The organism is Paenibacillus contaminans, assembly GCF_003285015.1.
Lineage (GTDB): Bacteria > Bacillota > Bacilli > Paenibacillales > NBRC-103111 > Paenibacillus_V > Paenibacillus_V contaminans.
On sequence record NZ_QMFB01000003.1, the window covers coordinates 426364 to 451818 of the forward strand.

24 protein-coding genes are annotated in these 25455 nt (G+C 50.7%); 3 read left to right on the forward strand and 21 right to left on the reverse strand.

Annotated features, from left to right (window positions below; all coding sequences use genetic code 11):
* Positions 1 to 127: 127 nt before the first annotated feature.
* From DQG23_RS08400 to DQG23_RS08430, 8 genes are all read right to left on the reverse strand, one after another.
* A complete protein-coding gene (locus tag DQG23_RS08400; RefSeq protein ID WP_238177801.1) occupies positions 128 to 1192 on the reverse strand; it encodes a GerMN domain-containing protein in 1065 nt (354 codons plus the stop codon).
* A gap of 313 nt (positions 1193 to 1505) precedes the next feature.
* Positions 1506 to 1715, reverse strand: a complete 210-nt coding sequence (locus DQG23_RS41770) for a hypothetical protein (protein WP_146762264.1) — start codon at positions 1713 to 1715, stop codon at positions 1506 to 1508.
* Between the two features lie 218 nt (positions 1716 to 1933).
* Positions 1934 to 3307, reverse strand: coding sequence for an Nramp family divalent metal transporter (locus DQG23_RS08405; protein WP_113030357.1), 1374 nt, complete (start codon positions 3305 to 3307; stop codon positions 1934 to 1936).
* Positions 3308 to 3616: 309 nt separating this feature from the next.
* Entirely contained in the window at positions 3617 to 4606 is a 990-nt protein-coding gene (locus DQG23_RS08410) for an MBL fold metallo-hydrolase (protein ID WP_113030358.1), read from the reverse strand.
* Positions 4596 to 5348, reverse strand: a complete 753-nt coding sequence (locus tag DQG23_RS08415) for a class I SAM-dependent methyltransferase (protein ID WP_113030359.1) — start codon at positions 5346 to 5348, stop codon at positions 4596 to 4598. Before DQG23_RS08415 ends, DQG23_RS08410 begins: the two co-directional genes overlap by 11 nt.
* Positions 5349 to 5463: 115 nt before the next feature.
* Positions 5464 to 8106 (reverse strand): SLC13 family permease, encoded by a 2643-nt coding sequence (locus DQG23_RS08420; RefSeq protein ID WP_113030360.1) that lies wholly within the window; start codon positions 8104 to 8106, stop codon positions 5464 to 5466.
* Between the two features lie 141 nt (positions 8107 to 8247).
* The gene (locus DQG23_RS08425) at positions 8248 to 8637 is read right to left on the reverse strand and encodes a retropepsin-like aspartic protease (RefSeq protein ID WP_113030361.1); all 390 of its coding nucleotides are present in this window, start codon (positions 8635 to 8637) and stop codon (positions 8248 to 8250) included.
* Positions 8634 to 8882 (reverse strand): hypothetical protein, encoded by a 249-nt coding sequence (locus DQG23_RS08430; RefSeq protein ID WP_113030362.1) that lies wholly within the window; start codon positions 8880 to 8882, stop codon positions 8634 to 8636. Before DQG23_RS08430 ends, DQG23_RS08425 begins: the two co-directional genes overlap by 4 nt.
* A gap of 310 nt (positions 8883 to 9192) precedes the next feature.
* On the opposite strand from DQG23_RS08430, the gene DQG23_RS08435 reads away from it, so the two are divergent.
* Complete coding sequence (locus tag DQG23_RS08435; RefSeq protein WP_010271013.1) at positions 9193 to 9417, forward strand: helix-turn-helix domain-containing protein; 225 nt, start codon at positions 9193 to 9195, stop codon at positions 9415 to 9417.
* 223 nt (positions 9418 to 9640) lie between these two features.
* Here DQG23_RS08435 and DQG23_RS08440 read toward each other — a convergent pair whose 3' ends face one another.
* The 7 genes from DQG23_RS08440 to DQG23_RS08470 all read right to left on the reverse strand — a co-directional run bounded on the left by DQG23_RS08440 (position 9641) and on the right by DQG23_RS08470 (position 19248).
* Positions 9641 to 10291 carry a YhcN/YlaJ family sporulation lipoprotein gene (locus DQG23_RS08440; RefSeq protein ID WP_113030363.1) on the reverse strand — a complete coding sequence of 217 codons (651 nt, stop codon included), beginning with the start codon at positions 10289 to 10291 and terminating at the stop codon, positions 9641 to 9643.
* A gap of 116 nt (positions 10292 to 10407) precedes the next feature.
* Positions 10408 to 11178: a peptidoglycan-binding protein gene (locus DQG23_RS08445; RefSeq protein WP_113030486.1), complete on the reverse strand. Its 771-nt coding sequence runs from the start codon at positions 11176 to 11178 to the stop codon at positions 10408 to 10410.
* 165 nt (positions 11179 to 11343) lie between these two features.
* Positions 11344 to 12225, reverse strand: coding sequence for a TetR/AcrR family transcriptional regulator (locus DQG23_RS08450; protein ID WP_113030364.1), 882 nt, complete (start codon positions 12223 to 12225; stop codon positions 11344 to 11346).
* A gap of 14 nt (positions 12226 to 12239) precedes the next feature.
* On the reverse strand, positions 12240 to 15413 hold the full coding sequence (locus DQG23_RS08455) for an efflux RND transporter permease subunit (protein ID WP_113030365.1): 3174 nt from the start codon (positions 15411 to 15413) through the stop codon (positions 12240 to 12242).
* A gap of 472 nt (positions 15414 to 15885) precedes the next feature.
* On the reverse strand, positions 15886 to 16764 hold the full coding sequence (gene sdaAA / locus DQG23_RS08460) for an L-serine ammonia-lyase, iron-sulfur-dependent, subunit alpha (protein ID WP_113030366.1): 879 nt from the start codon (positions 16762 to 16764) through the stop codon (positions 15886 to 15888).
* Positions 16761 to 17447, reverse strand: a complete 687-nt coding sequence (sdaAB, locus tag DQG23_RS08465; protein WP_113030367.1) for an L-serine ammonia-lyase, iron-sulfur-dependent subunit beta — start codon at positions 17445 to 17447, stop codon at positions 16761 to 16763. Before sdaAB ends, sdaAA begins: the two co-directional genes overlap by 4 nt.
* An 820-nt stretch (positions 17448 to 18267) precedes the next feature.
* A complete protein-coding gene (locus tag DQG23_RS08470) occupies positions 18268 to 19248 on the reverse strand; it encodes a DUF4838 domain-containing protein (protein ID WP_113030368.1) in 981 nt (326 codons plus the stop codon).
* A gap of 146 nt (positions 19249 to 19394) precedes the next feature.
* Between DQG23_RS08470 and DQG23_RS08475 the strand changes: the two genes are divergently transcribed.
* Positions 19395 to 20273, forward strand: a complete 879-nt coding sequence (locus tag DQG23_RS08475; RefSeq protein WP_158560351.1) for an AraC family transcriptional regulator — start codon at positions 19395 to 19397, stop codon at positions 20271 to 20273.
* 224 nt (positions 20274 to 20497) lie between these two features.
* Positions 20498 to 21502, forward strand: coding sequence for a ketoacyl-ACP synthase III (locus tag DQG23_RS08480; protein ID WP_113030370.1), 1005 nt, complete (start codon positions 20498 to 20500; stop codon positions 21500 to 21502).
* Positions 21503 to 21657: 155 nt separating this feature from the next.
* Here DQG23_RS08480 and DQG23_RS08485 read toward each other — a convergent pair whose 3' ends face one another.
* The 6 genes from DQG23_RS08485 to DQG23_RS08510 form a co-directional block, all read right to left on the reverse strand.
* A complete protein-coding gene (locus DQG23_RS08485) occupies positions 21658 to 22386 on the reverse strand; it encodes a glycosyltransferase family 2 protein (protein ID WP_113030371.1) in 729 nt (242 codons plus the stop codon).
* A gap of 35 nt (positions 22387 to 22421) precedes the next feature.
* Positions 22422 to 23531, reverse strand: a complete 1110-nt coding sequence (locus DQG23_RS08490) for a DegT/DnrJ/EryC1/StrS family aminotransferase (RefSeq protein WP_337589394.1) — start codon at positions 23529 to 23531, stop codon at positions 22422 to 22424.
* Positions 23524 to 24096 (reverse strand): acyltransferase, encoded by a 573-nt coding sequence (locus DQG23_RS08495; protein WP_113030373.1) that lies wholly within the window; start codon positions 24094 to 24096, stop codon positions 23524 to 23526. The genes DQG23_RS08490 and DQG23_RS08495 overlap by 8 nt, the downstream gene beginning before the upstream one ends.
* Before the next feature lie 298 nt (positions 24097 to 24394).
* Entirely contained in the window at positions 24395 to 24739 is a 345-nt protein-coding gene (locus DQG23_RS08500) for a hypothetical protein (protein ID WP_113030374.1), read from the reverse strand.
* Positions 24739 to 25113 (reverse strand): alpha-helical endospore appendage domain-containing protein, encoded by a 375-nt coding sequence (locus tag DQG23_RS08505; RefSeq protein WP_113030375.1) that lies wholly within the window; start codon positions 25111 to 25113, stop codon positions 24739 to 24741. Before DQG23_RS08505 ends, DQG23_RS08500 begins: the two co-directional genes overlap by 1 nt.
* On the reverse strand, positions 25100 to 25387 hold the full coding sequence (locus DQG23_RS08510) for a nucleoside-diphosphate sugar epimerase (protein WP_113030376.1): 288 nt from the start codon (positions 25385 to 25387) through the stop codon (positions 25100 to 25102). The genes DQG23_RS08505 and DQG23_RS08510 overlap by 14 nt, the downstream gene beginning before the upstream one ends.
* Positions 25388 to 25455 lie beyond the last annotated feature (68 nt).

Consider the following 25455-nt stretch of genomic DNA (forward strand, 5'->3'; position numbering starts at 1 on the left):
AACCGATCAAGGAACCCCAAGATGCCTAGTTTTGAGCAGCTGCTGCCGCATCACGGGATCTCCGGATCAAACGCGGAAAAAGAGGGCCTTCGCCCTCTTCTTCGATTCGGCAGCGGATAATGGCCCTTTACATTTTGACTGGGTTAATGTTTGTCGGCCTTATCACCGGCTTGCTTAAATTCTCGTTATTCGCGGCCGTTACTTTTACATCCCCGTTAACCATGATTTGCACCTTGGAGGCTCCGGTATTCTCGGTTACCGAGAGAACGACCGCTTGCAGCGCGTCAGCGGATATTTTTTTGTCCTGCTCCAATATTTTATCCGTAAAGTCGACGGTTACCGTGCTCTTATCTTCCGAAAGCTTGACGGCCAGCACTTCTGCATTCGGCGCAACAACCTTGGACAGCCCTTTGCTGGAGGACGGGCCTTTAATAAGCTGATCGATGGCGGCTTTCGCCACTTGATCCTGCTCCGTCCGGTTGATCATCCGCGTAACCGGAACGAAATAACGATTGCCGTCCGCATCCGTATTCGAGAAGTATACCGTAACCGGCGTCGATTGGCCGATTTCGGCTCCCGGCGCGAGCTCCATGTTAATCCCTTTCGCTCTGGTGAGCGGAGCGTCGAGCGGCGTTTTGGCGACCGGCATTTCCTTGAGATCCTTGCCGTTTAACCGAAGCTGCACTTTATCCACCGTCGTAAAGCCGGTCAGCGTCCAAGTAATGGCTTCCAACAGTCTTCGCTCGTCCTCGGCTTTATATGCGGCAAATTCTTTGGAAAAATCGACCGTCGCCAGCTTTTGCTCGCTATTGATGTTCACCGTAAGCTTCGTTCCTTTGGGCAGCAAGCCCGTAAAGCCTGCGGGAAGCATGCTTTGGGCAGGCCCTCCGTCCACCAAATATTCGAGCGCTTGCGCCGCGATCCCCTCTTTCTTGGGAACGTTGATGCTGAGGGGCGCGATGAAGCCTTTCTCATTCTTATAGTAGACCGTTACCTGCTGAGACTCCGCGGCGGATACCGGAGCGCTCGTCTCCGTTCCCGCCTGCTTGCCGCCGTTCATCATTTCCTCCGCCCCGATCGGCGGCGGATCGATTCCTTGGCTGGTGTTATCCTTGAATGTCGAGCAACCGGACGTCAGCACGACGATAATCGCCGCTGCGGCCAGCCAGCGCATTCGTCCTTTCATAGCCATTACGATTCCTCCTCGAGCGTTTCGACCGAAACGCAGTATCGTTAGCGGCAAGTCGCTAAACCTGCTGCCCGAATGTCCGGCATCCCGACAATTCGCCGAGTGCCTGTTTGTACTACTATGTATACGAGCCCCCGGATATTTTATAACCATATTTTGTCCAAGTTTTTGAACGGATTTCAACAAGGATAAACGGCTATTACGAGGTAGAAACACGATTTCAAATGTGGCCATGGCTAAGCTCCTTTGGTGCCCCATCCCCATTACCTCTTGTTCGTCTTCGGCGCTTCCTGTCACGTCTGACATTTACCGTCCTCTAACCGGTATTCATACCCGCTTGCCCATCCTGTTCGTCGCTTGCAGTCCGATTTTGCCCACTTGGAATCGAGTCCGGCTTCCTTTCCCCGCCCGTAGTCCGAAAACGCCTGCTTCCAGCGGGTATTTTGCTAGGCACACCGGTAAATCCGTTCTCCAAGCCGGCTAATTCGGACTCCAGCGTTTGGCGAACCTCGATTCCTTGCTCCAAGCGGGCTATTTTCGGACTAAAGCATATAGAGGAGCCTTAATGGCAGCGTAGGAATGAACGGCTTTGCCCTCCTTTAAAGGACCGGCGTGGTAACCGGAAAATTTGAACAAAAAAACCGCCTCGCGGGCGGTTTGATTTGCACGCTGACGGTAAGCTGTCGTATTGAAGCTCATGGCCCATTTTATTGGAGCTTAATCCGGTTTGTTCAACCCCTTCGTTTACCATCCGAAAAACGTTTGAACCAGCAAATAAACGTTCAAGGCGGCGATAATAACCGCGACCGTCCAAGCCAGCGCCTTCAGCCACGGCCGATTGACGAACTCGCCCATCTTTGCTTTGTCGCTCGTGAATTTCACAAGCGGAATGACCGCAAACGAAAGCTGCAGCGATAATATAACCTGGCTCAAAATAAGCAGCTGCGCCGTCCCGCTCTCCCCGTACATGGCCGTTACGATCACGGCGGGGATTATCGCGATCAAACGCGTGATGAGCCGGCGCAGCCACGGCGCAAGCCGCAGGTTCAGAAAACCTTCCATAACGATTTGCCCGGCCAGCGTTCCCGTCAATGTCGAGTTTTGCCCCGAAGCCAGCAGCGCGACTCCGAAAAGAATGCTGCCGATCGTCGTCCCCAGCAGCGGCGTCAGCAAATTGTACGCCTCCTGGATTTCTGCAACCTCCGTCATGCCGGCTCTGTGGAACGTAGCCGCAGCGATAATCAGAATGGCCGCATTGATGAATAAAGCGAAAAATAAAGCGATCGTCGAATCCCAAGTGGCGTATTTGATCGCCTGACGTTTGCCGAGGCTCGTTTGCTCGAAGCTGCGCGTCTGCACGATCGACGAATGCAAATACAAGTTATGCGGCATAACCGTCGCGCCCAAAATCCCGATGGCGATATAAAGCATCATCGGATTCGTTACGATTTCTGCGCTTGGCACGAACCCTCTGGCGATGCCGCCCATATCGGGCTTCGCCAGGAACATTTCCACGAGAAAGCATCCGCCGATCGTTACGATCAGCACGATTACGAGCGTTTCGATATAACGAAACCCTTTATTTTGCAGCAGCAGCACGATCAAAACATCAACTGCCGTTATCATTACGCCATATACGAGCGGAATGCCGAACAGCAGGTTGAGCGCAATCGCCGAGCCGATAACCTCCGCAAGATCGCAGGCCGCTATCGCAAGCTCGCACAACAGCCACAGCGTAAATGCGACAGGCTTCTGATAATGATCGCGGCAAGCCTGCGCCAAGTCCCTTCCCGTGACGATGCCAAGCTTGCCGGCGAGCGCCTGCAGCAAAATCGCCATCAAATTGGAAATCAGGATGACCGACAATAAGGTGTAGCCGAATGCCGAGCCTCCGGCGATGTCCGTCGCCCAATTACCCGGATCCATATAACCGACGGCAACCAAATATCCCGGCCCGGCAAAGGCTAAAAACTTTTTGAACCACGAGCCGTTCACCGGCACTTTGAGCGACCGGTGCACTTCCGGCAGCGACGCCCTTCCGTCATTGATACGCCATGCTGCATTCGGCTGTCCGGCTTGTTGCTCTTGCGCGAGCCCTATTCCTGTGTCTTGGCTCATCTTGTGTCATCTCCGTTCTTGTATATGCAAAACCGCAAAACATGGTACTAGCTAAATTTGTTGCGTAAGGGCAACACTGAGTTATAAAAACACCTCTACTGTCGCTGCTCCGGATCACGAATAAGCGGCTGTTAGAGGTTGGAAATTTGGGGCTCAAAGGAACGAACGCCTAGCTGTCGAGCTTTACTTATCCTATGCAGGCGGTAAAAGATTAGGTTCCTGATTTAAATTGTAGGCATCCAATCTTTTTTTGTCAATGGAAACCTTTTGCCTGAAGGCAACAATTCTTTACGTCACGGCTCGTCTGCCTCAACAAGCCCGAAACACCGAGATGCCGTCCCGTTGCTCTTCACGGATGCGCTCCAATGCCTGCAAATAAAACAGGTGCGCAAGCGTCTCCGATAAGGCGAACCGAAGCTGATGAATCGATAGCCGGGTACCGAATATCCGAATACAAAGCTCATATGCCGTCATGGGCTCGGCTAAGCGGGCATGCATGAGCGCGAGCCGCTCATCGTGATGCGCGATCAGCTCGCCGGCACGCCGTACGAACGATGCGAACGGCTCCCGGTGACCCGGATACGCTTTGTCCGTTTCATATTGCTGCATGTCGCGAAGACTATCCAGAAAAGATTTAAGCGGGTTTTCATCAAAACCTGGAATATAGCTGACGTTGGGAGAAATTTGCGGAAGCACATGATCCCCGCAAAACATGTGACGCCGTTCCCTGTCATAAAAACATAGATGGCCCTCGGCATGACCAGGCGTATGGATTGTCTCGAAGGTTCTTGAGCCAAGCTGCACGGCAGCTCCGGGCTCGATAACCGCAACTTCCGGCTGAGGCGAAACAAGGGGGACGAAGCTGTCGAGATGGGGCACAAGCCGCTCAGCCGGCTCGCCTGTCAAGCCGTGCTTTTGAAACAAGTCGGCGATCTTTTGCGTTATCGGCATGCCGTCCCGCCATAGCTGCTTGACTTGGTCATATCCTGCGGCCGACATGCGGACAGGCGTATGGCTGCGCTCCTGAAACCAGCCCGCCATCCCGTAATGATCCGGGTGATGATGAGTCAGCACAACCTGTTCGATATCGCCGAAACCGATGCCATTCTCGTCTAGCGTTTGCTCCCAAATCGTCTCGGCGTCTTTCGTATGTAAACCCGGGTCGATGACGGTGAACCCTTGCTGCCCCCGCAAAATATAGCCGTTTACCCACCTTAATGGAAAAGGCAGCGGGACCTTCACCTGAAGCACGCCGTCTTCCCATATTTTCGTACCGCGTATAATCGGATTAACCGCCATGCTGCTCCCCCGCTCTTTTCGTGCCGACCAAAATAAGTCTTTTGGATGCCGATTCTTGAAATGGCGTCCCGTCGGGCGAGCCGAAAATACCGTCTATTTTGAGCGACGTAGCCGTAAGCATCCTTTCGAAATCGCCGATCCGGTACAGCTTAACCTGCTCCATATACCGGCGCTCCGGCTTTCCTTCTTCACGGATGACGATCAGCTTGCGCACGCAGCCGTCTTCGATCGAACGGCTTTCTTCTATAATATGAGCTCCATCCTCGCGCTTCGTAAAAGGCACGAGATGCCGTTCAACGTAAAACGCATTCAGAAAGTCGATAATGAACCTGCCGCCGTCCTCCAGCAGCCTGTCGATTTCATGAAGAACGCGTATATTCTCATGGTCATCCGCAAAATACCCGAAAGACGTAAACAGGTTGACCACAGCATCGTAAGGCCCTTTAAGCGGCACGTCCCTCATATCGCCGCGTACCCAGGTAACCGAATGCTCGGTATCGTACATTGTAGCCTGTCTGAGCAGCGCATCCGACAAATCCATCCCCGTCACCCGATAACCGGCTTCGGCCAACGCGAGCGAATGGCGGCCCATCCCGCAGCATAAATCGAGTACCTCAGCCCCCATCGGCAGATCGAGCCAGCGGATCATTTTGCGTACCTCGGACATGGCGCATTCCAAATCCCGATGCTTGTATACGGTCAAATAATCTTTGCCAAAGCTTTGTTCATACCACGCAGTCATTACTGAACGCTCCCCACTCTCCGTGCTATATCCCATTGTAACGATTTGCCCGGGGGTAAGCAATGAAACCCAAGCTTTGTAACGCTATAACCGCTCTCTTGCGGCCTGCTATAGGCTACAGGATCAGATTGATGAACTTCCAGTACGGCACGCAAAGCGCTACGAGAGCGACGACGACAGCCGCATAACATAACGCCACACGTTTCCCCTGCTTGTGCGTGAACGCTTTTTCCTCGCTGCTGTAATAGGCCGTCAAATAAGTAGGCGACTGATAAGGGAAAAAGAACGGGTCCGTCGACAGCAAAATGACAAACACGAGCACCCACGGGTGAATGCCGATCTGCGCCGCCAATGGCAGCATCGACATGACCAGCACGATGACCGCCGGATCGTCCCGGATCACTAGCGTAACGAGGAACGAAATCACGATAACGGCGAGCAAAAACGCATATGGCGACCCCATAAAAGGCTCCATATATTCCGCAAGCGAACCCGTCAGCACATCGACGACGCCAAGCTGCGCAGCGACCTGCGTAAAGCTGAAAGCAACCCCGATAAACAGCAGGAACGGCCAATCGATGCCGCTTTTTAGCGTCTTATTGTCCAGCACGCCGCCAACGATCAAAGCCGCAAACCCGAGGAGCATGATCCATACGTTATCGATGCCATGCAGCGGCTGCAGCATCATGAGACCGATGCAGCCGATCGTTACGGCAAGCGTCGTTTTCTCGTCCCTAGTCAGCTTGCCGAGAATGCGAAACTGCTCCTGCAGTACTTGGTCCGACAGCGGTTTGCCGGGCGAATCCGGTTTAAAAAACAGCTTGATGCAAAGCTTCATCCCCAAGACGAAAAGCAGGAGCGGTGGCAGCGCATAGCCCATCCAGGCAAACCAGGAAAGCTGGTTCTGGCCCGGTACTAAGCCGTAGGCCATCACGTTCGTATACGATCCGGTCAGGAAAAACGGCGCCATAAAACCGTAAAACACCATTGCCGCAAGACCGAGCCCGGCTGCGCCTTTGCTTCTGTGAGCGAAGCCCATCGATTCGGAAATCGTCTTGGCGATCGGCACGCCGAGCGTAGCTTTGGCCGTGGAGGATGGAATAAGCGGATTAAGCAGCAGTCCGCTAATCGTAATTCCCCAAAGCTGCCCGTTGTAGCTCTTGGGAAACGCCCTCAGCGCGATCAGCGAAAGCCTGTATAAAATGCCGGACTTCGTAATCGCCGTACCTAACGCCAAAATGAAAAGCATATAAAACCAAACAGGCTCGGCGAAGCCGGATAAAGCCGCGTTCGGCTCCGCGATGCCGCTAAGCACCCAATACATCGCCATAAATAACGCGACCAGAAAATCCGGAACGATGTTCACGATCCAGAGCAGCACAGCCGCAAGCGCTACGCCGACAAAATCCATTCCTTCCCGCGATAAACCGCCGATCGGATCGGACAAACGGAAAAACAGCACGCATGCGGCTGCGAGCAGGACGGCGATGACCGCACCCCAGCCGTTTTGGCCGATAAAGCGTTTGCCCGCCTCTTCCACGCGGATTTTGCGCTTGAGATTGTCCAGCGACAGCTTTGCTTGCCAATATGAACGCCCACCTTCCCCATTCGAATCGGTGGATGAATGCGGAACCGTTTCCGATAAAAGCGCCGCCATATTAATATATTCGAGCGCTTTGTCGGGGTCGCTTCGCCGCCTGCAAAAGTCGGCGCCGAGCTGATACAGCTCCTCGGCTTGAGCATCCGTAAAATAGTGCTTGCGGCCGCTCAAGGCCGCCTCCAGCTTCGCGAAAGCGGCATCGCTCGCGGAATCGAGTTCATGCGTTACATATTGAAGGAATATCGCATAACGGCCAAATAACACGGCATCCGGGCAGCGATCCATGTATGCGAACGCAGGCGTCCGCCAGTCGTCTTGAACGCTATCTTTCCCGTCTTCTTCGAGTCGGTCGATCAACTCGAGTAGCAGCCTCCATTCCTCGCTCTCGCCCAATAAGCGGACCGCTTCAAGCGCGTTTCCCTCGTCAGTCAAATAAGTCGCCAGCTCGCGAATGTACGCGGTTCTCTCTTCATGCCCGAACTCTTTAGCGAAAGCTTCGCCTAACGTCTTCCGAAAAGCCGGATCGATCGTAATCCGATCGCGGTCGAAACGATCGGCATTGACGAATACGGCAAGCTTCCGGTGCTCCTCCCATGCTTCAGGCAAAGCCGGATTACCGAGATAGCACGCGAGAAAACGAAGACTGGCAAACGGCGCCGCAGCGCTATACAGAAGACTCCGCCGCAGGGGTTCAGGGAGCGCGTTTAGCTCGTCGCCTACCAGCTTCTGCTTCTCCTCCTTCGAGCTGTGCAGCTCGCGGTTAGTCGAAACGAGCCGCTTGGACAACAAGCGGATGAAATAGCCCGATATGGCCGGGCTTTCATTCGTCAGCTCCAGGAACGTCGCCGCATCGATTCGCAGCAGCGTCGTGTCGCCTTGCGCCAAAGCCGTCGCCGTTCGGGGCTCTCCGGTAAGTAGCGCCATTTCACCGAGCGTGTCGCCTTCCCGCAGCAAAACGAGGGGATGGAGCTGTCCGTCATCCCCTTGCGTGAACAGCTCGACTTGGCCGGCATATATGATAAACATACTGTCGCCTTCATCATGCTGATTAAAAATAACTTCGCCATGCGAAGCTTTCATCTGCTCCAGCTTCCCGTGCAGCCGCGCCTGCTCGATCGCCGTCAATCCGCGAAACATCTCTAGCTGCGTAACACGCATCGTTACCCACCTTGAATCGTTTTATAGTAAAGGATACAAATAAAGGTAACATAGGAATGGTAGATTTTGAAGCTTGGGATTCCATTTTCAAGTTTAAGAAGATTAGAATTCGAGGAGTAGCGCACCGTATTTTTGTCGCGGTTAAAGGTCATTGCACTGAGGTGAGTAAAGTTCCAGTTTATCCAAATCCACAATAAAACCGTATGCTTTCAAAATATCCAATCCAAGCAATCCTTTATGCGATTTAGGGAGGATCCCGACATCAACTTCCACCTGCTCTATCCTAAGAGTATCAACATGGATATAATCCATCACTTTAGTGTAAAAAGGTACCGTTCCACCGATTCCGTAAGCTTCATAAACCGGGTCACCATTCTCATATGTAACACCAATTACCTCCAACACATCCGGGCTGAATACGGTATGCGATGAGCCTGTATCAATTACAGCATCTGCGATCTGCAATATTTTCCCGCGATAACATATCGTTATCGTAGTAGTAAGGAGTTGTCCGTCATATTTAATCTTCATGAGCCTCGTCTCACTCTCAACAAAGGATCCTTGCGCAAATGAATGACACAATCCTTATTAGAAGTGTGATAAACGATGTTCCCTGGTTCAGCGCCAAAAAACTCTCTGTTCGCATCCTTCTCAGATACCGCCCGGATAGGCGCTACTTCGGTAATTATTTTTTGGTCATCTTCTTCTTTGTAGTCAAGTATGGTAAGCAGTACAAATTGGTCGGGAAACAAATCTCTGACTTCCTGCCATTTCATCGTAATTCCCCCTTAAACTACTTTAGTCCTGATTTCATTTTATCACATTATTCCGTTCATTCGAGCATCTTCGGGTATGTACGCCAGAATCAGAAAGCACGAATCTCCCCATCTTCTGCTAATTACCATTCTGAAATCCGTTAAAGCTATACCTGCAGGTCCACTTGTACCTTGGAAATCAGCCTTAAACGGGTTTGAAGCCCATTTTTCATGATATAAAGCACCTTAAGTCATGGCCGCTCATAATATGATTTGACTGTATCCCTTTACCTTGTAACTATCTAAATCCCAGGCAAGGAGGGGTGACACATTGAAGGGCAGCGACCACAAAAGCAAGTTTTTACTCACGCATCGTGAGCGCGAGGTTTTCGAACTGCTGGTGCAAGACAAAACGACCAAAGATATTGCACAGCAGCTCTTTATCAGTGAAAAAACCGTGCGCAACCACATTTCCAATGTGATGCAGAAATTGAACGTAAAAGGTCGTTCACAAGCAGTTGTCGAGCTGATCAAGCTTGGGGAATTAAAGATTTAACGGATGCCCCTTTCACTCAACCCAACCTTCTGTTCCTCCATCTGCTGTTTTATACGGCGGATGGGCGATGGAAGGTTCTTTGAGTTTTGTGTAAGGAACATCGGCAGTGGTTTCCCTGATGCGAAATGGAGAACCGGTTCCTAAGTGGCAACTGGTGATTTACGGAACCTCCTACCGAAATAAAAGAACTTCCGCCAAACGGCGGAAGTTCTTTTATTGTTGCTTACCGTCCCGGCGTGCCTGCCTGGAACGGGAAGATGCGCTCGACTGTCGTGTAGAACTCTTTGATGAACCCCGATACGGGTTTGCCGTTCTTGATATCCTGGGCGTAGACGTCCATCCGCTGCACGAAATCGGGGTTGGCGGATACGAATACGTTGTCGATATTTTTGTTCATCGATTTTACTTTATCCGCGATCTGCGTCTTCATTTGGTCCGTTACGTCAACGATCGTTTTATTATTCGTCGACGGATCGTTGCCGTTGGTTACGCCCGCTCCCGGATGGAGCCCGCAGCCTACGAAGGCGGTTCGGCCTAAGACGAACACGTTTGCCGACTTGATGCCGTCCATCGCTTCCACTTCATTGGCGATCGCTTGACTGTTCTCCAGATTCGTATTTCCGTCACCCGCCACATTAAGCGGCGCCGGCGTATTGTACGGTCCCGGCGACTGCCAAGCCGTTCCGCCCTGAGCGTTATAGTGGTTGCCCAAGCCATGGACGTTGCCTGTAGCATTCGGCATCACGCCCCGATCGGACGCCTTATGCGCTATATCCGTCCCGCCTTGGCGCTGCTCGCGTCCGCAGCCGGAAACCGCCGATATCATCGCTAGTGTCAGCATGGACATCGCAATGCCTTTCACAATATGTTTCATACTCAACCACTCCTTATTAGAGGTTGTTTATAAAGCTCCCTCCGATAACGAAGCATGACAGAGGGGTATTCGCAAATCGGACCATGAATGTTTCCGGTAACTGTGCCTGCGCCATGTTATTTGCCAATAAATTGCTGCGTAAACATTTTGCCGCACGGACCGCCGTCAACGATCCCGATTCCGATGTGAGTGAAGCTCGATTTCAAAATGTTCTCGCGGTGCCCCGTCGAGTTCATCAGCGAAGTATGAGCTTTAGCGACGGACGAGTTGCACGCGATGTTCTCGCCGGCTGTGCGGTACGATATGCCGAATTTTTTCATCATATCGAACGGCGAGCCGTAGGTCGGCGAATCATGGGAGAAGTAATTCAAATCGACCATATCCTTGCTTTTTAAGCGAGCGGAATTCGCTAAGGCGGAATCGACGGCTAGCGGCGCCAAACCGGCTTTTTTACGTTCCTGATTGACCAAATCGACCATCTGCTGCTCTTCCGCGCTTAGGCCTGTTGTCGGCGGCTTTGACGGAGCAGGCGTCGGCGGTTGCGGTGTCGGCGGCTTAGGCGTCGGTTTAGGAGTAGGCTTCGGCCGCGGTATTTTTAAATTGCCATACGCCCATAAAATCGACTCGAGCGTTTTTCCGTCCACTGCTCCGGTCGCGGGAAGCCCGTAAGCTTTCTGGAACGCTTTTACCCCCTGTACCGTCTGCTCTCCGTAGTAACCGGTAATCGGGCCCGCGTAATAACCGAGCGATTTCAGCATCCCTTGTACCGCAAATACGTCGGGCCCTTGCGAGCCCCCGCCGAATCCATGCGCCGTAAGGGTAGGCACAACGATCAGTGCGATGGAGAGGAGCCCGATTAGGAAAAGCTTTTTACTTCGGCGATACATTCCTGACAAGTTATTCACTCCCTGTATCCTGATCTGTAGTCCGCTTGCCCCGAAAAACATCGGCTTATGCCTGAGGCGGACAACTTTACTATTCCCGAGCGGAGGTAAAAGTACTACGGCAAATGCAAAAAAAACCGCAGACGGCGTCTGCGGTTTTAAACCGAACTATAAATAGGCTTCGATATGCTGCAGCACTTGACGAATTTCTTTCTCCTTGCAGCTTTTTAGTACGGCCAGCATCCCTTTGACGATGACCTTCTGCGGATTCGGCTTGTCGAATTCGGCTTCCAGCACCTGGATACTGGAAAGCAAATCCTCGCGCTGCGCGCTTTCGAGCTGCAGCCCTTCGATAAGCTTGCGAAGAAGCGATATTTCGTCATAAACGGTACGCGCTTTTTTGAACGAAAACATTTTAGCCTTCTCGGCAAACTGTTCGATCTTCGCTTCGCTCAGGATGGGCTCCGGCCGTTTAGCTATCATGCTGAACATGACATCGTCCAAACGATCGGCCAAAAACTCGGCCAGCTTGCGGAAGTCGAGACTTTCCGGAGCAAACAGCACATATTGCGAGTATTCATGGTTCAATCCGCTGAATAACGAAGCTCCGTCCAGCATGTATGGCCTCGCTTCCTCGCCGTAAATCGCGAGTATATGCGAACGGTACGTCTCGATCGTCTGAGCCCGCAGACCGAAAAGAAACTGCTTCATATCTTCATTGATATGGAGCGCATGCTCTTTGAACAGCATCATAATAAAATCATGATTCTCGACGAATTGCTCGAACTGCACCTCGGTCAGACGGATGAGTCTTTCGCGGGGCTCGATGTCCGAGTCGCCGGCGATCGCCTGCATTTTGGTCATAAATTCGGTAAATCCGTGCTCGAAGATCGAGATTAAGAGATGCTCCTTGGACTTGAAGTAAAAGTACAAGGAGCCTTTGGCGATGCCCGCCGTATCGGCAATTTCTTGAATCGATGTGGCGTGATAGCCTTTATTCGCAAAACATTTGATCGCCGTATCGAGAATAAGGCGTTTTTTATCGTTCACGGCGCATCACATCCTTAGACTTCCGTTTGAAGGGGAGCCCTTCTTCTTTTCTTACCGAACTTCGCGAGGAACTCGTATACGATCGGCACGATCAGCAAGGTGAGGAGCGTAGAGCTCGTCAAGCCGCCGATAACGGTAACGCCAAGTCCTTTGGAAATAATGCCGGAGCTTTCGAAGCCGAAAGCAAGCGGGAGCAGCGCTCCGATCGTCGCCAAGGCGGTCATCAAAATCGGACGAAGCCTCGTTCCGGCCGCCTCAAGCAGCGCTTCGCGCGTAGTGAGGCCTTCGCGTTCTTTATGAATAACGCGGTCGAGCAATACGATCGCATTCGTGACGACGATACCGATTAGCATTAACGCACCCATCATGGCTGCAGCGCTTATCGTTTCACCTGCGAACAGCAAACCGACAAGAGCGCCGATCGCCGTAAACGGCAGCGAGAACAAGATCGCAAATGGCGTCATCGCGCCGCCGAACGTAATGACAAGTACGAGATAAACGATCGCGACTGCCGCGGCCATGGCCAGTCCGAGCTGCTTGAACGTTTCGTTCAACTGCTCCGTAACGCCGCCAAACTCCACCTTCACAGTGTCGGGAAGCTTCAATTCATCTACTTTGGCCTGCAGGTCGCTCGAAGCTTTCCCTACGTTAGCCGTCGTAATATTTGCTTTGATATCGACATGCATGACGCCGTCTTTGCGCGATATCGTATTCGGGGAAGCCCCTTCTTGCACTTCAACGATATCTTTAAGCGGCACTTCCATGCCGAGCGGCGAGGTAACCGTCGTGTTCTTGATGTCTTCGATCGAATTAAACGACTTCTTATCTACCTGAATAAACACTTGGAGCTGCTTTCCGTCCGCTTTCACGGTCGTCAGCGCCGGATTATCCCGCACCGGACTAAGCTTCATCGCAATTTGACCGGCTACCAGGCCGAATTTGCTGAGCTTCTGCTGGTCCGCTACAAGCGTGTACTGATCGTACGATTTGGAAATCGTATTTTCAACCTTCTCGAATGTGCTGTCGTTTGCCATGATGCCCTGAATTTGATCGACGACAGGCTTAATATCGTCCAGAGATTCGCCGAATACGGAGAGACTCAGACCGCCGCCGCCGAAGCCGCCGCTCATATCCATCGTATTCCATTCTCCGCCTGCGGGCTCGAGCTTGCGGAGATCCTCGAGCAGCAGCTTCGTTTCTTCTTCAAAGTTCGGATAATTATTTTTGTACTGAATGTAGAACAAGGCGGACTTGGAAGGTCCCGGGCTCATCGGATTTTTGCCGCCGACCGAATATTGCATGTTCATAAGGCCTTCGCGTTTAAGAATCAGCTTTTCGGCTTCCAGCGACTTTTTCTCTACGTCTTCAACCAGCTCGCCCGGAGCCGGGGAATACGTGATCATCGTATATTTTTCCTTCTCTTCCGGCAGGAAGCTTGTGCCTACAAGCGGAATGAGGAACAAGCTGCCGACCAGCACGACGATCGCAAGTCCGAACACGATCGCCTTATGATTAAGCGACCAGTTCAACAGCCGCTTATAGGTGTTCCCGAGCGCACCCGGCTTTTCATCATGGTTATTTTTGTTTTTCAAGCCGTTCTTGAACATCGAATGACCGAGCATCGGAACGACCGTTACGGCGACCACAAGCGAAGCCAAAAGCGCAAAAACCATTGTCAGCGCAAACGGCATGAACAGCTGGCCGATCGGTCCGCTAACCGTGCCAAGCGGCAGGAATACGGCAATCGTAACGATCGTCGACGACATGATCGGCATAAACATTTCACGCGTCGCTTCGCGGATCAGCTCTTTGCCTTTCAGCTTCTCGGATTGGAGCGACATGCGGCGGTAAATATTTTCGATAACGACGATGGAGTCGTCCACGACGCGTCCGATAGCGACTGTCATAGCGCCGAGCGTCATGATGTTCAGCGTGATATCCATTTGATTAAGCAGCAAAACGCCGATTAACAGCGAAAGCGGAATCGAAATGACCGAAATGATCGTAGTCCGGATATTGCGCAGGAACAGCATGATGATGATGACGGCGAACAGCGCGCCGAATGCCGCTTTGCTCAGCATCGTATTGACCGATTCCTCGATCGGCTTGCCTTGGTCGAGCATCGTCGTCAGCTTGACGCCCGGTCTTTCTTTCTCGATTTTGGCGGCTTCATCTTTGACTTTGTTAACGACCTCGACGGTGTTGGCATCAACCGCTTTGACGATTTGAATGCCGATCGATTCGCTGCCGTTCGTGCGCGAGATCGACTCGGCTTTGCCGACTACGTTAACGTCCGCAATTTCGGACAATTTGACGGTCGGGATCCCTGCGGCCAAAGGATTTTGTCCCGCTCCGCCTTGACCCGCGCCAGGCTGAGCTTCAGCGCCCGCACCGGGAGCTCCCATTCCCATGCCTGCTCCAGCAGCGGCTCCGCCGGCGGATGACGGAATAGCCGGTATATTCAAGTTTTTCAGATCGTCCAGCGTAACGATATTCCCGTCGACGACGACCGTTTTTTCTTCTTTGCCCATTTGATAGACGCCAAGCGGCACTTTCAACGCCGAGCCTTGAATGATGCCCTTGACGGTATCCTCGGTAATGCCGAGCGACGCCATTTTTTCCTTATTAAACGCAAGCTCAACGTTCTTCACATGCTGGCCGGAAATTTCTACGCTGGCCACGCCGGAAATCCCGTCAATCGCAGGCTTGATTTCATTCGTTACGAGACTCGTCAGATCTTCCAGCGACTTGCCCTCACCGGAAACGCTGAGCGAAATAACCGGGAAAGCATTCAGGCTGATCCGGTTGATACTCGGAGCCTGTACGCCCTTAGGCAGCTCGAAGCCTGCCAAAGCATCCCGTACCTCGGTGGTGGCTTTATCCAAATCTTTGCTATAATCGTACTGGATAATAATTGACGATACGTTTTCCATAGAAGTCGAATCTACTTGGGAAACGCCGTTCAAATTTTTGAGTCTTTGCTCCAACGGCTTGGTAAGCTCTTCAACGACTTGCTCAGGCGATGCTCCCGGGTACACCCCGGTAACCGTCAGAATCGGAATATCCAAGTTAGGAAGCGTTTCTTGCTTCATGCTTGTTCCCGCGTACAATCCGGCTACCGTAATGATGATCGTCAGCAGCCACACGGCAAACTTGTTGTTCAATGAAAAATTGATGATTCCCCTCACCGACTCCACTCCTTTTTCTTTTTACGACCGCCTGCCGCCTGCCGTCTGCTGTCAGCAATTCCTTCTCAGCTTGAACGATTCAACCGACTGGTCAATCTCTTTCACAATTATAGTCGAACGATCGTTCAAGCACAAATTAATATAATTTGAACGATCGTTCGAATCGTGAAAAAGGTGTGAGGAGAAAGCCCTAGTCGCTTTATCGTCGGCGTTTGCGGAAGATGTCGGCAGCCAGTATTAGGATTCCACGGCTTCCGTGCTTACGCATATCAGAGAATAAAAAGTAACCGCACATGCCCCAAGGTTCATTATTCCCCATATATTCGGAGGCTGAGGTGTGCGGGTCGTTGAAGATCTTGTCATTCATAACAAAAAACCGTCTGCAGGATAATAATCCTTTGCAGACGGCCTGATTGCCGTTCTTTTAAGCTGCCGTGCCGTTCGCCACGCCGTCTGTTGTTGCAAACCGGCATTAGCCTTTGCCGTAAAGCTTCTTCATAATTTGTTTGCCTGTCGGCGTTTGCGCCAGACCGCCTTGCGCCGTTTCGCGGTGCTTCTCGGGCATTGCCGCTCCTACCTCCAGCATAACCTGGATGACCTCATCCGAAGGAATGACGCTGCGAACGCCGGCCATAGCCATATCCGCCGCTGCCAGCGCCGTGACGGCACCGAAACCGTTACGGACGATGCACGGGATTTCTACGAGGCCGCCTACCGGATCGCAGATGAGTCCCAGCGTATTTTTGAGTGCGAGCCCTACCGCATGCGCCGCTTGTGCCGGCGTTCCGCCGCGAAGCTCGACTAATGAGCCGGCTGCCATGCCGATCGCAGAGCCTACCTCCGCTTGGCAGCCTCCTTCCGCGCCGGAAACGAATGAGTTATTGGCGATGACGTAGCCGATCGCTCCTGCGCTGAACAGCCCCGTCGTCATATGCTTGTCATCCCAGCCGAACCGTTCTTGACTGCTGACAAAAACGCCGGGAATGATTCCGCATGAACCGGCTGTAGGCGTCGCAATAATGCGGCCCATCGAGGCATTTACTTCCGATACCGCAAGCGCATAAGCCATCGCCGTCCCTGCATCTCCTCCAAGAGAAGCATCCCCGGCCGTTACCCGCTTCTGAACCCGCTGCGCATCGAGACCGACCAGACCGCTGCGGGACGTCGTATCTTCGGTCAGTCCTTTATGAACGGCCTCTTTCATAATCTCATAATACTTGGCCATAATGGCGAATTGTTCGTCTTCGGATTGCCCGGCCTGCTTCGCCTGCTCCTGCAGCATCAGACTGCCGAAGGTCAAGCCCTCCTGCTCGCATATTTCGACCATTTGCTTAATGGTGCGGAATCTCATTGTCCCTTTCCGTTCCTTTCCGAAAAATCGATTTTTGCCACCTCGCGAACCGTCGAGATCGCCTCCAGCTCCGCCATTAGCTCCCGCGTAATCGCACTGTCCAGCTCAAGCACTGTCATCGCTTCGCCGCTGCGGCCTTTACGGTCGTTGCACATCGAGCCGATATTGATGCCTTCCCGCATCATAATCCGCGTAACCTCCGCGATCATACCCGGACGGTCTTCATGGGATAGAATAAGCGTAGGGTAAATGCAGGTGAATTTGACGATAAATTCGTTCACGCTCACCACTTCAATATTGCCTCCGCCGATCGATACGCCCGTTAAAATAACCGTTTTATCGTTAGCCGAAATCGTTAATCGCGCCGTATTCGGGTGTGAAAAAATGCCCTTGCCTCGCCCGAATACAATCGTCATTCCCGCTTCCTCGGCGTTTGCGATTGATCTTGGTATGCGCAAGTCGTCGGTATCGTAATCAAGCAGCCCCGCGACGATCGCCAGATCGGTGCCATGGCCTTGATACGTCTCCGCAAACGACCCGAAAAACTGGATATCGGCATGCGTCGGCATTTCCCCAAGCAGCTGCCGGGCGGCACGGCCGATTCGTACGGCGCCGGCTGTATGAGAACTCGATGGACCGACCATCGGCGGTCCGATGATTGAAAACACATCTTTAAAGCGCATACCCGGTTCCTCCTGTTTGCCTAGTAGCCATAATATGTCCGGACCTCAGCCCAAAATAAAGTGAAAGGAAGTTTTCTCTTATAAGCCAATTATGCTATGGATTCGGGAGCGCTTCACGTCTTTAAATCGACCTTATCGGCCGGCCTTGTACCGAATCGCCGCCCGCTTCCCGGACAAACGAATAAAGCGACTGTATGGTACGCCGCTCATTGCCGTTTATCGATTAGGTAAACGCTTCCGTATTGCTGCGTACCGTTTCATCCGCTATAACGTTTCTGTTAGTACGCGCCCGACGCTGATCCCCCGGATTCGAACCCAAGGAGAAACGGCTTCGCCGTCCTAAACGCTTTCGCAGAAAGCGAATTCGTAAGTCTAAGCTTAGGGATAAGTTCGTTTACCGAGATTTAGAGCCGCTCCCCGGTATACCTTCTAAAAAATTGAAAAATCTCCGCTCTTCCAAATTAGTCTAGCATGCGCCGGTGACGATAACAATAGCGCGTCCGCAATATAGCTTACATTAGCTATTGCCGGCGTTTTTACTGCGGGAATGCCGCATTTTCGTTTGATATATTATATGCTAAACGGGAACGGGCGTCGCGGCGTCATCACATTTCCCACTCTACCCTGAATCAGCTTGGAAGGTGCGGCGGCGAAGCGAATATCATTCATGAGGGCGCCGTTCCGGCGAAGCGGGAGACTACCTTACTTTATGACTTTGCACTAAAAAAGGCTAAGCAGTCTTAACGAGCTGCCTAACCTTTTCTTTATTCATTTCTCGATTCTGCTATGATTGCACATTTCCCTAGTGAGACATTCCCCATCAGACGTCGCTTGCCCGATCCGCTTCCGTCAGCAGCCGGCCATACGCTTCAACCGGAGGCTCGCCGTATTCCCGAAAGTATCGTTCGTCGAGAAAGACGCCAAATGAAGTGATGGAACCTATACCTTGCGAATTGTAATACTCGATGTCCTTCGAAGCTGTCTTTTCGTCGAAAAACAGCTTTTTTACCGGTTTTTTCCACCGAGACTGAAGCGAGGCGTCGAGCCAGTACTCAAGCACCTGCGTGCGCGCAGCGCCGAAGACTTGCAGATTCCGCGCCAGCGCAAGCTGAAATTTTCCGTCATTGTGTATGCCCTGCGGGTTCGCTTGGTCCATTTGGTGAATGCCCGGACCCGTAATTTCGAGAAATATGCCGTCGCGCGGCTTCACCTTCTCCGGCGGCGATTCGAGCGTCGCCATATAGGCCAAATAGGAAAGCTCAGCCTCGCGATCAACCGTTTGTAGGGCTTCCAGAATGGCATTCATGACCAGCAAGTTTTGCTCGCTCATCGAATAGCTTCGGCATTCCTCGCAATTGCACCACGGCTTGTTATCATCCTGCCACATGTAATAACGATTTGTCGACGGCTTCAGCCGCCTCGCCAACGTAACGGCATTCGTCCTGACAACCTCCAGCGCTTCCGCATTGGACGGGCAAAAATTGTCCTTCGCCGTCCTTTCCCCATCCTCATCCATTCGAAACCAGTTCGGGAAAGCGTTGTAATGCTCTCTCGGCAAAAGCCAGCTCATCGCATGAAGCTCGAATTCAAGTCCGATATTCAGCTTGTCCAGCCGATCCACCGTCTTTGCCCCTTCGGCCGATTGGAAATAACGGATGAGCGTATCGATTTTGGCGCTTATCAAATGCTCCGGGTTCCAGTTATGAATGCCCAGCACGTTAAGATTCGCCTTGCTCATCAGGTCGGGCCAGCCGTCGTGTAAATCGTCAAGATCAATTACAATGCCTCTTCGATCCGTCATATTTGCAACCTCCTAGTTTTGTACAGCCCCATTATATCCGCAGCAAAATACCGGACGCATGCCATCCGTCCGGCCAAACATCTCATTTTTTTGGTATAATGAACGGGTCGTCATGCAACATCATCCGCCGTCATCCGGAGGTAAATATGCCGCAATATCCGCTCTATTTGACCGAGTATCCGAATATGCACACCTCATTTCCATTCAGCCTCAAAATCGAGACCGTCGAAACGGTAATCCCGCATCGCCATGATTTCCTTGAGCTGATCCTGGTTCTCGAAGGCAGCGGCTTTGAATCCGTCAACGGAACCGAGCATCGGATGGAGCCGGGAACGTTGATCTTTTTGCTGCCCTATCAATTTCATACGATACAAAGCGACCCGGGCGCCCCGTTTCGCTTGTTCATTTGCAATTTCGATCTGGAGCTGCTGTTTCATTCGAAATATGGCGAGCTCGGGTTAGCTTCCATGGTGCTGGAGGATTCTGCAACTTTGCCTCCATACGTCCAACTGAAGGATCGGGAATGGATCCGAATATTCGAAATATTCGACGATATGATGGGGGAATACATAAGCGAGGAGCGGATGCGCAGCGTCATGATCCAATCGAAGCTGCTCGAGGCGCTCGTTCTATTCGACCGTCTGCGTATTCGTCAGCATGGTGCCGAAATCGGGCCTAGCGGCGAGACAGTCCGCCATCCGGGAAAAGCGAGCTTCTGGCAAATCATTCACTATGTCCATAAAAACTATCGCGAAGAGATAACGCTTGAGCAGCTCGCCCGCGAATATCACTACAACGCCTCACACTTGAGCGAATTGTTTAAAATCCGGACCGGGCAAAACTTTGTCCGTTTTCTGCAGGGCTTGCGCATCCGCCATGCCTGCGGACTTCTGTCGTCAAGCGACCTGCCTGTTTCGGCAATTGCATACGAGGTCGGCTTCGGCTCGTTCCAGACGTTCTCCCGCACGTTCCTTAAATCGAAAGGGTTGCCCCCGACCGTATACCGGAAGCAATCGCGAAACTAGACTTCCGTGACCTTTGACTTCCGTTATTCGTGACGAACGCGGCGGTGCTTGGCCTTATTCCTTAGCGATTGCGCACATGTACTCGCCTATCATCCAAAAGACAAGCGTGAAGTAAACGTTTCCGGAATCGCGGCGTTGACAATCGCAAATAAATACGCTACGTTATACATATAATTAGTACCAGGTACTATAACTAGGTAATCATCATGGAAGGAAGTGCCCCAATGCCAGCCCATGCGAAAATAACGGCAATCGGTTCTTATACCCCGGAACGGAAGCTGACGAACGCGGATTTGGAACAAATGATCGACACGACCGATGAATGGATCGTCCAGCGAACCGGCATCCGCGAACGCCGCATCGCCGCCGCGGATCAATACACGAGCGATTTATGCACCTCGGCCGTCGAGCGCCTGATCGAAACGTCCGGCAAATCGGTAGACGACGTCGATATGATCATCGTCGCCACGCATACGCCCGATTTCCCGTTCCCCGGCGTATCCGCGCTGCTTCAAGCGAAGTTCGGCATCCGCTCCACAGGTGCCGTCGATCTGAATGCCACGTGTGCGGGCTTTTCGTATGGCGTGCATATGGCGGGCGGCTTGATCGCCTCGGGCTTGCACAGCAAAATTCTTGTCGTCGGTGCCGATACGATGTCCAAAATTACGGACTATACCGACCGTACCACCTGCATTTTATTCGGCGACGGCGCGGGAGCCGTCCTCGTCGAGCGCGACGAAGAACAGCCGTCGTTTCTTGCTGCCCATATGGGAACGGACGGCAAAGGCGGCATTCACGTGTACAGAACGGGACTTTCCAACACGATGAACGGCGTGCCGCTCGTCGACACGAAATGTTTTATCCAGAACGGCAGGGAAGTGTATAAGTGGGCGGTCGGCACGGTAACCGAAGGCATCCGCACGATAACGGCCAAAGCCGGCATATCGACGGACGACATCGACTGGCTCGTTCCGCACAGCGCCAACATGCGCATTATCGAGTCCATTTGCGAGAAAACCGGCATTCCTGTCGAAAAAACGCTGCACAGCCTGGTCACCTGCGGAAACACTTCCGCCGCATCCATCCCGCTCGCGCTTGATTTCGGCGTACAAGAAGGCAAAGTGAAAAAAGGGGATCTTGTTCTGCTCTACGGCTTCGGCGGCGGACTTGTCCATGCGGGCTTGCTGCTGCGGTGGGGGATCGATAAACCCCGTATGAACCCTGCCTAACCGATGACTTCTTTTTATGAGGCTTTAAGCCAAAAAACGCCTCCATCGCCATTTGTATAACGGTTTTGGAGGCGTTTTTCCTATTAGCCGGGACCCGCTTAATCGTTACCCTCGGACAGTCCCACTGGATGATTCATAAATTTCATCGTTTCGATCTACAATACTTTTACAGCATGATTGATCAAATAGCTATAAATCTCTAACAGTTCTTGATTGTTCCTTAAGTATTGACTTCCAAATCCATTCGCAATATCATCTGAACGCAATCCTTGCTTCAGAGTTGAATATCGGGAAGTAATATAGTCATACCCTAAATATTTATAGTGTAAAAGCAGGACTTCAGTTATAGGGGGGGTTATGATATTTCCAACAGGGTGGGCTTGATGTCTGCCGGGAATAAAGTTTATTTCTTGAATCCCATTTGGATTAAATATTTGAGGTTTATCATAAAAGGGGTTTCTTACACCATGTTTTACCGTTTCATATAACGGTTTGTTTTTACTCGGAAAACAATCCGAAACCATTTCATATGCGCAGGGAACTACCAGCGTTATTCCTTGAGAAAGACATTTCTGCAAATATGCTCTAAGATCGAAGTGATAAAAATGTTCGTCCACATCACAAACAATAACCCAGTCGGCCTTGCCTCTGCTTTGTTTCCAAAACTGATTGAATAGCTCCATAGCCGACAGCACAAGAGAATTACCGTTCACGTCAAACTTCTCGACATTGACTTTGGGATGTGATCTTAACATGGATAAGGATTTGTCAGTTGAGCCATTATCAAAAATATAGTATTGATCCGCTATATGATCATAATGTTCAAAAAAAAACGGAAGCATTTTTTCCTCATTCCAACAAATAGCATAAACATGTATGATCACGTGATTTAGCCCCTTTCAAAACTTTTTTCGATCGCCTAACCCTCAAGTATAATATCGCAAATTTTATCGACATCCTCTAAATCTAAATCGGCATAAAGAGGCAATGTAAGCACTCGTTTGGCAACGTGCCGGGCTACTGGAGTGTTATTTACATCGTATTGCTCCGGATAACAATGAAAAGTATTCGTTAAGGGATAAAAATACTTTCTTGCAAAAATATTATTTTGTTTTAACCTGTCATATATTTCATTTCGGGTAAATCCAAATGCCAGTTCATCAAAAACGGCCGGAAAATAGGAATAGTTGGACTGCACTCCTTCTACATCATGCATAATTTTTATTCCGTTCACACCGGACAGCCGATTTCGATATTTTTCCACGACAGTTTTTCTTTTTGAAATTTCTTCCGTCAGGTGCCGCAGATTACATATCCCCATCGCTGCTTGAAATTCATTCATTTTTGCATTTAATCCTACCCCTTCAACCAGCACTTCTGATTTTATTCCGAAGTTTTTTAACGTATAAAGCTGCTCTCCGATATTTTCATCGGCAAATGCAACAGCTCCGCCCTCAAGCGTATTAAATACCTTAGTAGCATGGAAGCTGAACATAGATGCATCCCCAAAATAACCTACGCTTTGGCCGTTAATTTTTTCTCCGAAAGCATGCGCGGCATCATAAATCACTTTTAAATCATATTTTTTCGCAATTCTCTCAATTTCGTATACATTGCAAATGTTTCCATAAACATGAACGGGTAAAATAGCACTTGTCTTATCCGTTATTAAATTTTCTATTTTCGTCACGTCAATTGTATAATCACTGGGATTTACATCGCAAAATACCGGAGTTAATCGATTCCTAACAATCGCATGAGTCGTTGAAGCAAATGTAAAGGGCGTTGTAATCACTTCGCCAGTTAAATTCATAGCCTGCAATACAAGCTCTAATGCCAGATGTCCATTAGTAAATAAGGAAATATTGTCCACTTCCAAATATTCGATAAGTTCTTGTTCTAACTGGTTATGGTACTTTCCCATATTGGTAAGCCAAGCCGTATCCCATATAGATTTTATTTCATTTATATATTCTTCAAAAGGCGGAAGCGATGAACGAGTGACATAAATCGGCTTAGACTTATTCACGATAGTCTCTCTCTTCTTTAAATTTCCTTTCTAGTTCAAGGACGTTTCTACTTCTCTTTTTGATCTCTCTAAAGGGGATTCCAACATTAATGGACCATTCATTAGGGTCCTTATTAACGAGACTGAGCGCGCCAAACGCGCTTCCTTCTTTTAGCGTTGTCCCAGGCAGCACTACACTTCCACAGCCTATCATTACATGCTTTTGAATGATTACCCTTTCTCTGGTTACCTGTTTATAGTTTTCGGGGATCGTCGGATTTGTCATGGTTTCACCCGAAAAATCGTCGCCTATTGAATAAATGGAAACTCTAGACGATATATTTGCAAAATCCTCTATTACGATTCCTTTATCTCCACCGTACAAAGCAGTGTAAGTTCCTATATGGATATAATTTCCAATATTAATTTTCCCGCTAAGGATACAAAAATCGTCAATACGGACATCGTCGCCGATCAGCATATCTTTTGCGCCATAAATGCTTGTTTTACGGCTTATTAAAACGTTTTTGCCGAATCCGGCCAACCCCAATTCATGTAATTCGGTATGCGTGTAGAAGTTATTCATATTTCTCCCCCTGACTTCCTGATCCATAGTGAAGTAATTCGTTTCTACTTCAACAAGATTCTAGTAAAATAACCATGAGTGCCGATAACCAATCCTAAAGCAGCAGTAAATTTCTTATGCAACAAGAGCTGGAATCACGGGGGCCGGTTCAGAAGAGAAGCCTCTAATCTTAAACATTATATGTACAAGGGATAGATTCTGTGATTATAGAATGGAGACTATCACCTTGTTTTCTCCTTTTTGGACGCCGGTTAACCGAACGTTTGACAAAACAAACTAACCTGCCTAACACGGCAGGTTATCCTTCTTGCTTCGCACATGATACTATCGAGCGGTTCAACCAAATTTTCCCGGGCCGGCTTCGCCGTATCCGGTTAACGCGAACGCCTGTCATTTTGAAAGCCAAAACCTTCTGGCAGGCAGCAATCGCTTTAATGCTTTCCGCCAGCTGGCGGTCTAGCCCCGGCGGTCCTCCACCGGCGGAAGAAGGCCGATCCGATCGGGCATCCGAAAAAAGACTCCGCGCTCTTTCCGACTGAATATCCGCCAATGCTTCAATCATTCTGGCAAGCGCCCTTTGACTTCTTGCAAGCGACTGCAAAATATGCAGCTTCGCCTCATTTTGCTTGCTGTAGTAGCTCATTATTGGTCACCGTCGTCCTCGAACATGTCGTTATAGCCTTCGGAATCATTCTCCCCCCCGCCTAAAACGATTTTCAGATTTCTGGCGAGGCCTTGCTCCATCTTGGTTATTCCGTCGATTACCTCTACGATCGTATCGTGAATATCAAGCGTTTGCTTATGAAGTTCATCCGGCGATTTATACCGGGAAGGATGCAGATTGCTGCATATCCAGCTTTTGGCTTTGTCCGCCTCATATGCTTTCGCCTCAAGAATGGCGGCTATGTTATATTGAATTTTCGCGGAAGCCTCAAGCATACGAATGTAAGATTCGTTTCGACCGGGCGTCGGGTTATTTTCCTTGCGGTTATTGCCTCTGCGATTATTCCCCTTCATTGCTGTTCAATTCCTTCATCACTTGCGTCAAATTTTCAGCGAGAGCTTCTTCAAGATCCGCCAGACTGTTTAAGTATGAAGTAACGTTTTTCGTTACCTGCAGCGCAAAATCCGTCGTACCCTCAAATCCTTCCACCGAAGGATTTTCATTCGGAATCGCAGTTACAAGCTTCGCCGCGTGAACGACCGATTGCCGCTTGGCTTCGATAATTCTGGCAAGCTCGAGATGGGATTTTGCCATGTGGGAAATGACAGTCGTTATTTGCTGATCCAATCGAACAACCCCCGTCAATAGTTTGATTTCGCGGTGAAGGCAAAGAACGCATTCCTATCCTCAGCATA

Coding starts and splice junctions, on each gene's coding strand:
- sdaAA (WP_113030366.1), bottom strand. CDS start 16,764: ATGAGATTCCGCACCATTAAGCAAATGGTCGAAATATGCGAGCAGGAG.
- sdaAB (WP_113030367.1), bottom strand. CDS start 17,447: ATGCGCTTTAAAGATGTGTTTTCAATCATCGGACCGCCGATGGTCGGT.
- DQG23_RS08405 (WP_113030357.1), bottom strand. CDS start 3,307: ATGAGCCAAGACACAGGAATAGGGCTCGCGCAAGAGCAACAAGCCGGA.
- DQG23_RS08505 (WP_113030375.1), bottom strand. CDS start 25,113: ATGAAGGGGAATAATCGCAGAGGCAATAACCGCAAGGAAAATAACCCG.
- DQG23_RS08440 (WP_113030363.1), bottom strand. CDS start 10,291: ATGAAACATATTGTGAAAGGCATTGCGATGTCCATGCTGACACTAGCG.
- DQG23_RS08425 (WP_113030361.1), bottom strand. CDS start 8,637: ATGAAGATTAAATATGACGGACAACTCCTTACTACTACGATAACGATA.
- DQG23_RS08420 (WP_113030360.1), bottom strand. CDS start 8,106: ATGCGTGTTACGCAGCTAGAGATGTTTCGCGGATTGACGGCGATCGAG.
- DQG23_RS08470 (WP_113030368.1), bottom strand. CDS start 19,248: ATGACGGATCGAAGAGGCATTGTAATTGATCTTGACGATTTACACGAC.
- DQG23_RS08500 (WP_113030374.1), bottom strand. CDS start 24,739: ATGAGCTACTACAGCAAGCAAAATGAGGCGAAGCTGCATATTTTGCAG.
- DQG23_RS08415 (WP_113030359.1), bottom strand. CDS start 5,348: ATGACTGCGTGGTATGAACAAAGCTTTGGCAAAGATTATTTGACCGTA.
- DQG23_RS08400 (WP_238177801.1), bottom strand. CDS start 1,192: ATGGCTATGAAAGGACGAATGCGCTGGCTGGCCGCAGCGGCGATTATC.
- DQG23_RS08430 (WP_113030362.1), bottom strand. CDS start 8,882: ATGAAATGGCAGGAAGTCAGAGATTTGTTTCCCGACCAATTTGTACTG.
- DQG23_RS08495 (WP_113030373.1), bottom strand. CDS start 24,096: ATGAATAACTTCTACACGCATACCGAATTACATGAATTGGGGTTGGCC.
- DQG23_RS08475 (WP_158560351.1), top strand. CDS start 19,395: ATGCCGCAATATCCGCTCTATTTGACCGAGTATCCGAATATGCACACC.
- DQG23_RS08480 (WP_113030370.1), top strand. CDS start 20,498: ATGCCAGCCCATGCGAAAATAACGGCAATCGGTTCTTATACCCCGGAA.
- DQG23_RS08445 (WP_113030486.1), bottom strand. CDS start 11,178: ATGTATCGCCGAAGTAAAAAGCTTTTCCTAATCGGGCTCCTCTCCATC.
- DQG23_RS08410 (WP_113030358.1), bottom strand. CDS start 4,606: ATGGCGGTTAATCCGATTATACGCGGTACGAAAATATGGGAAGACGGC.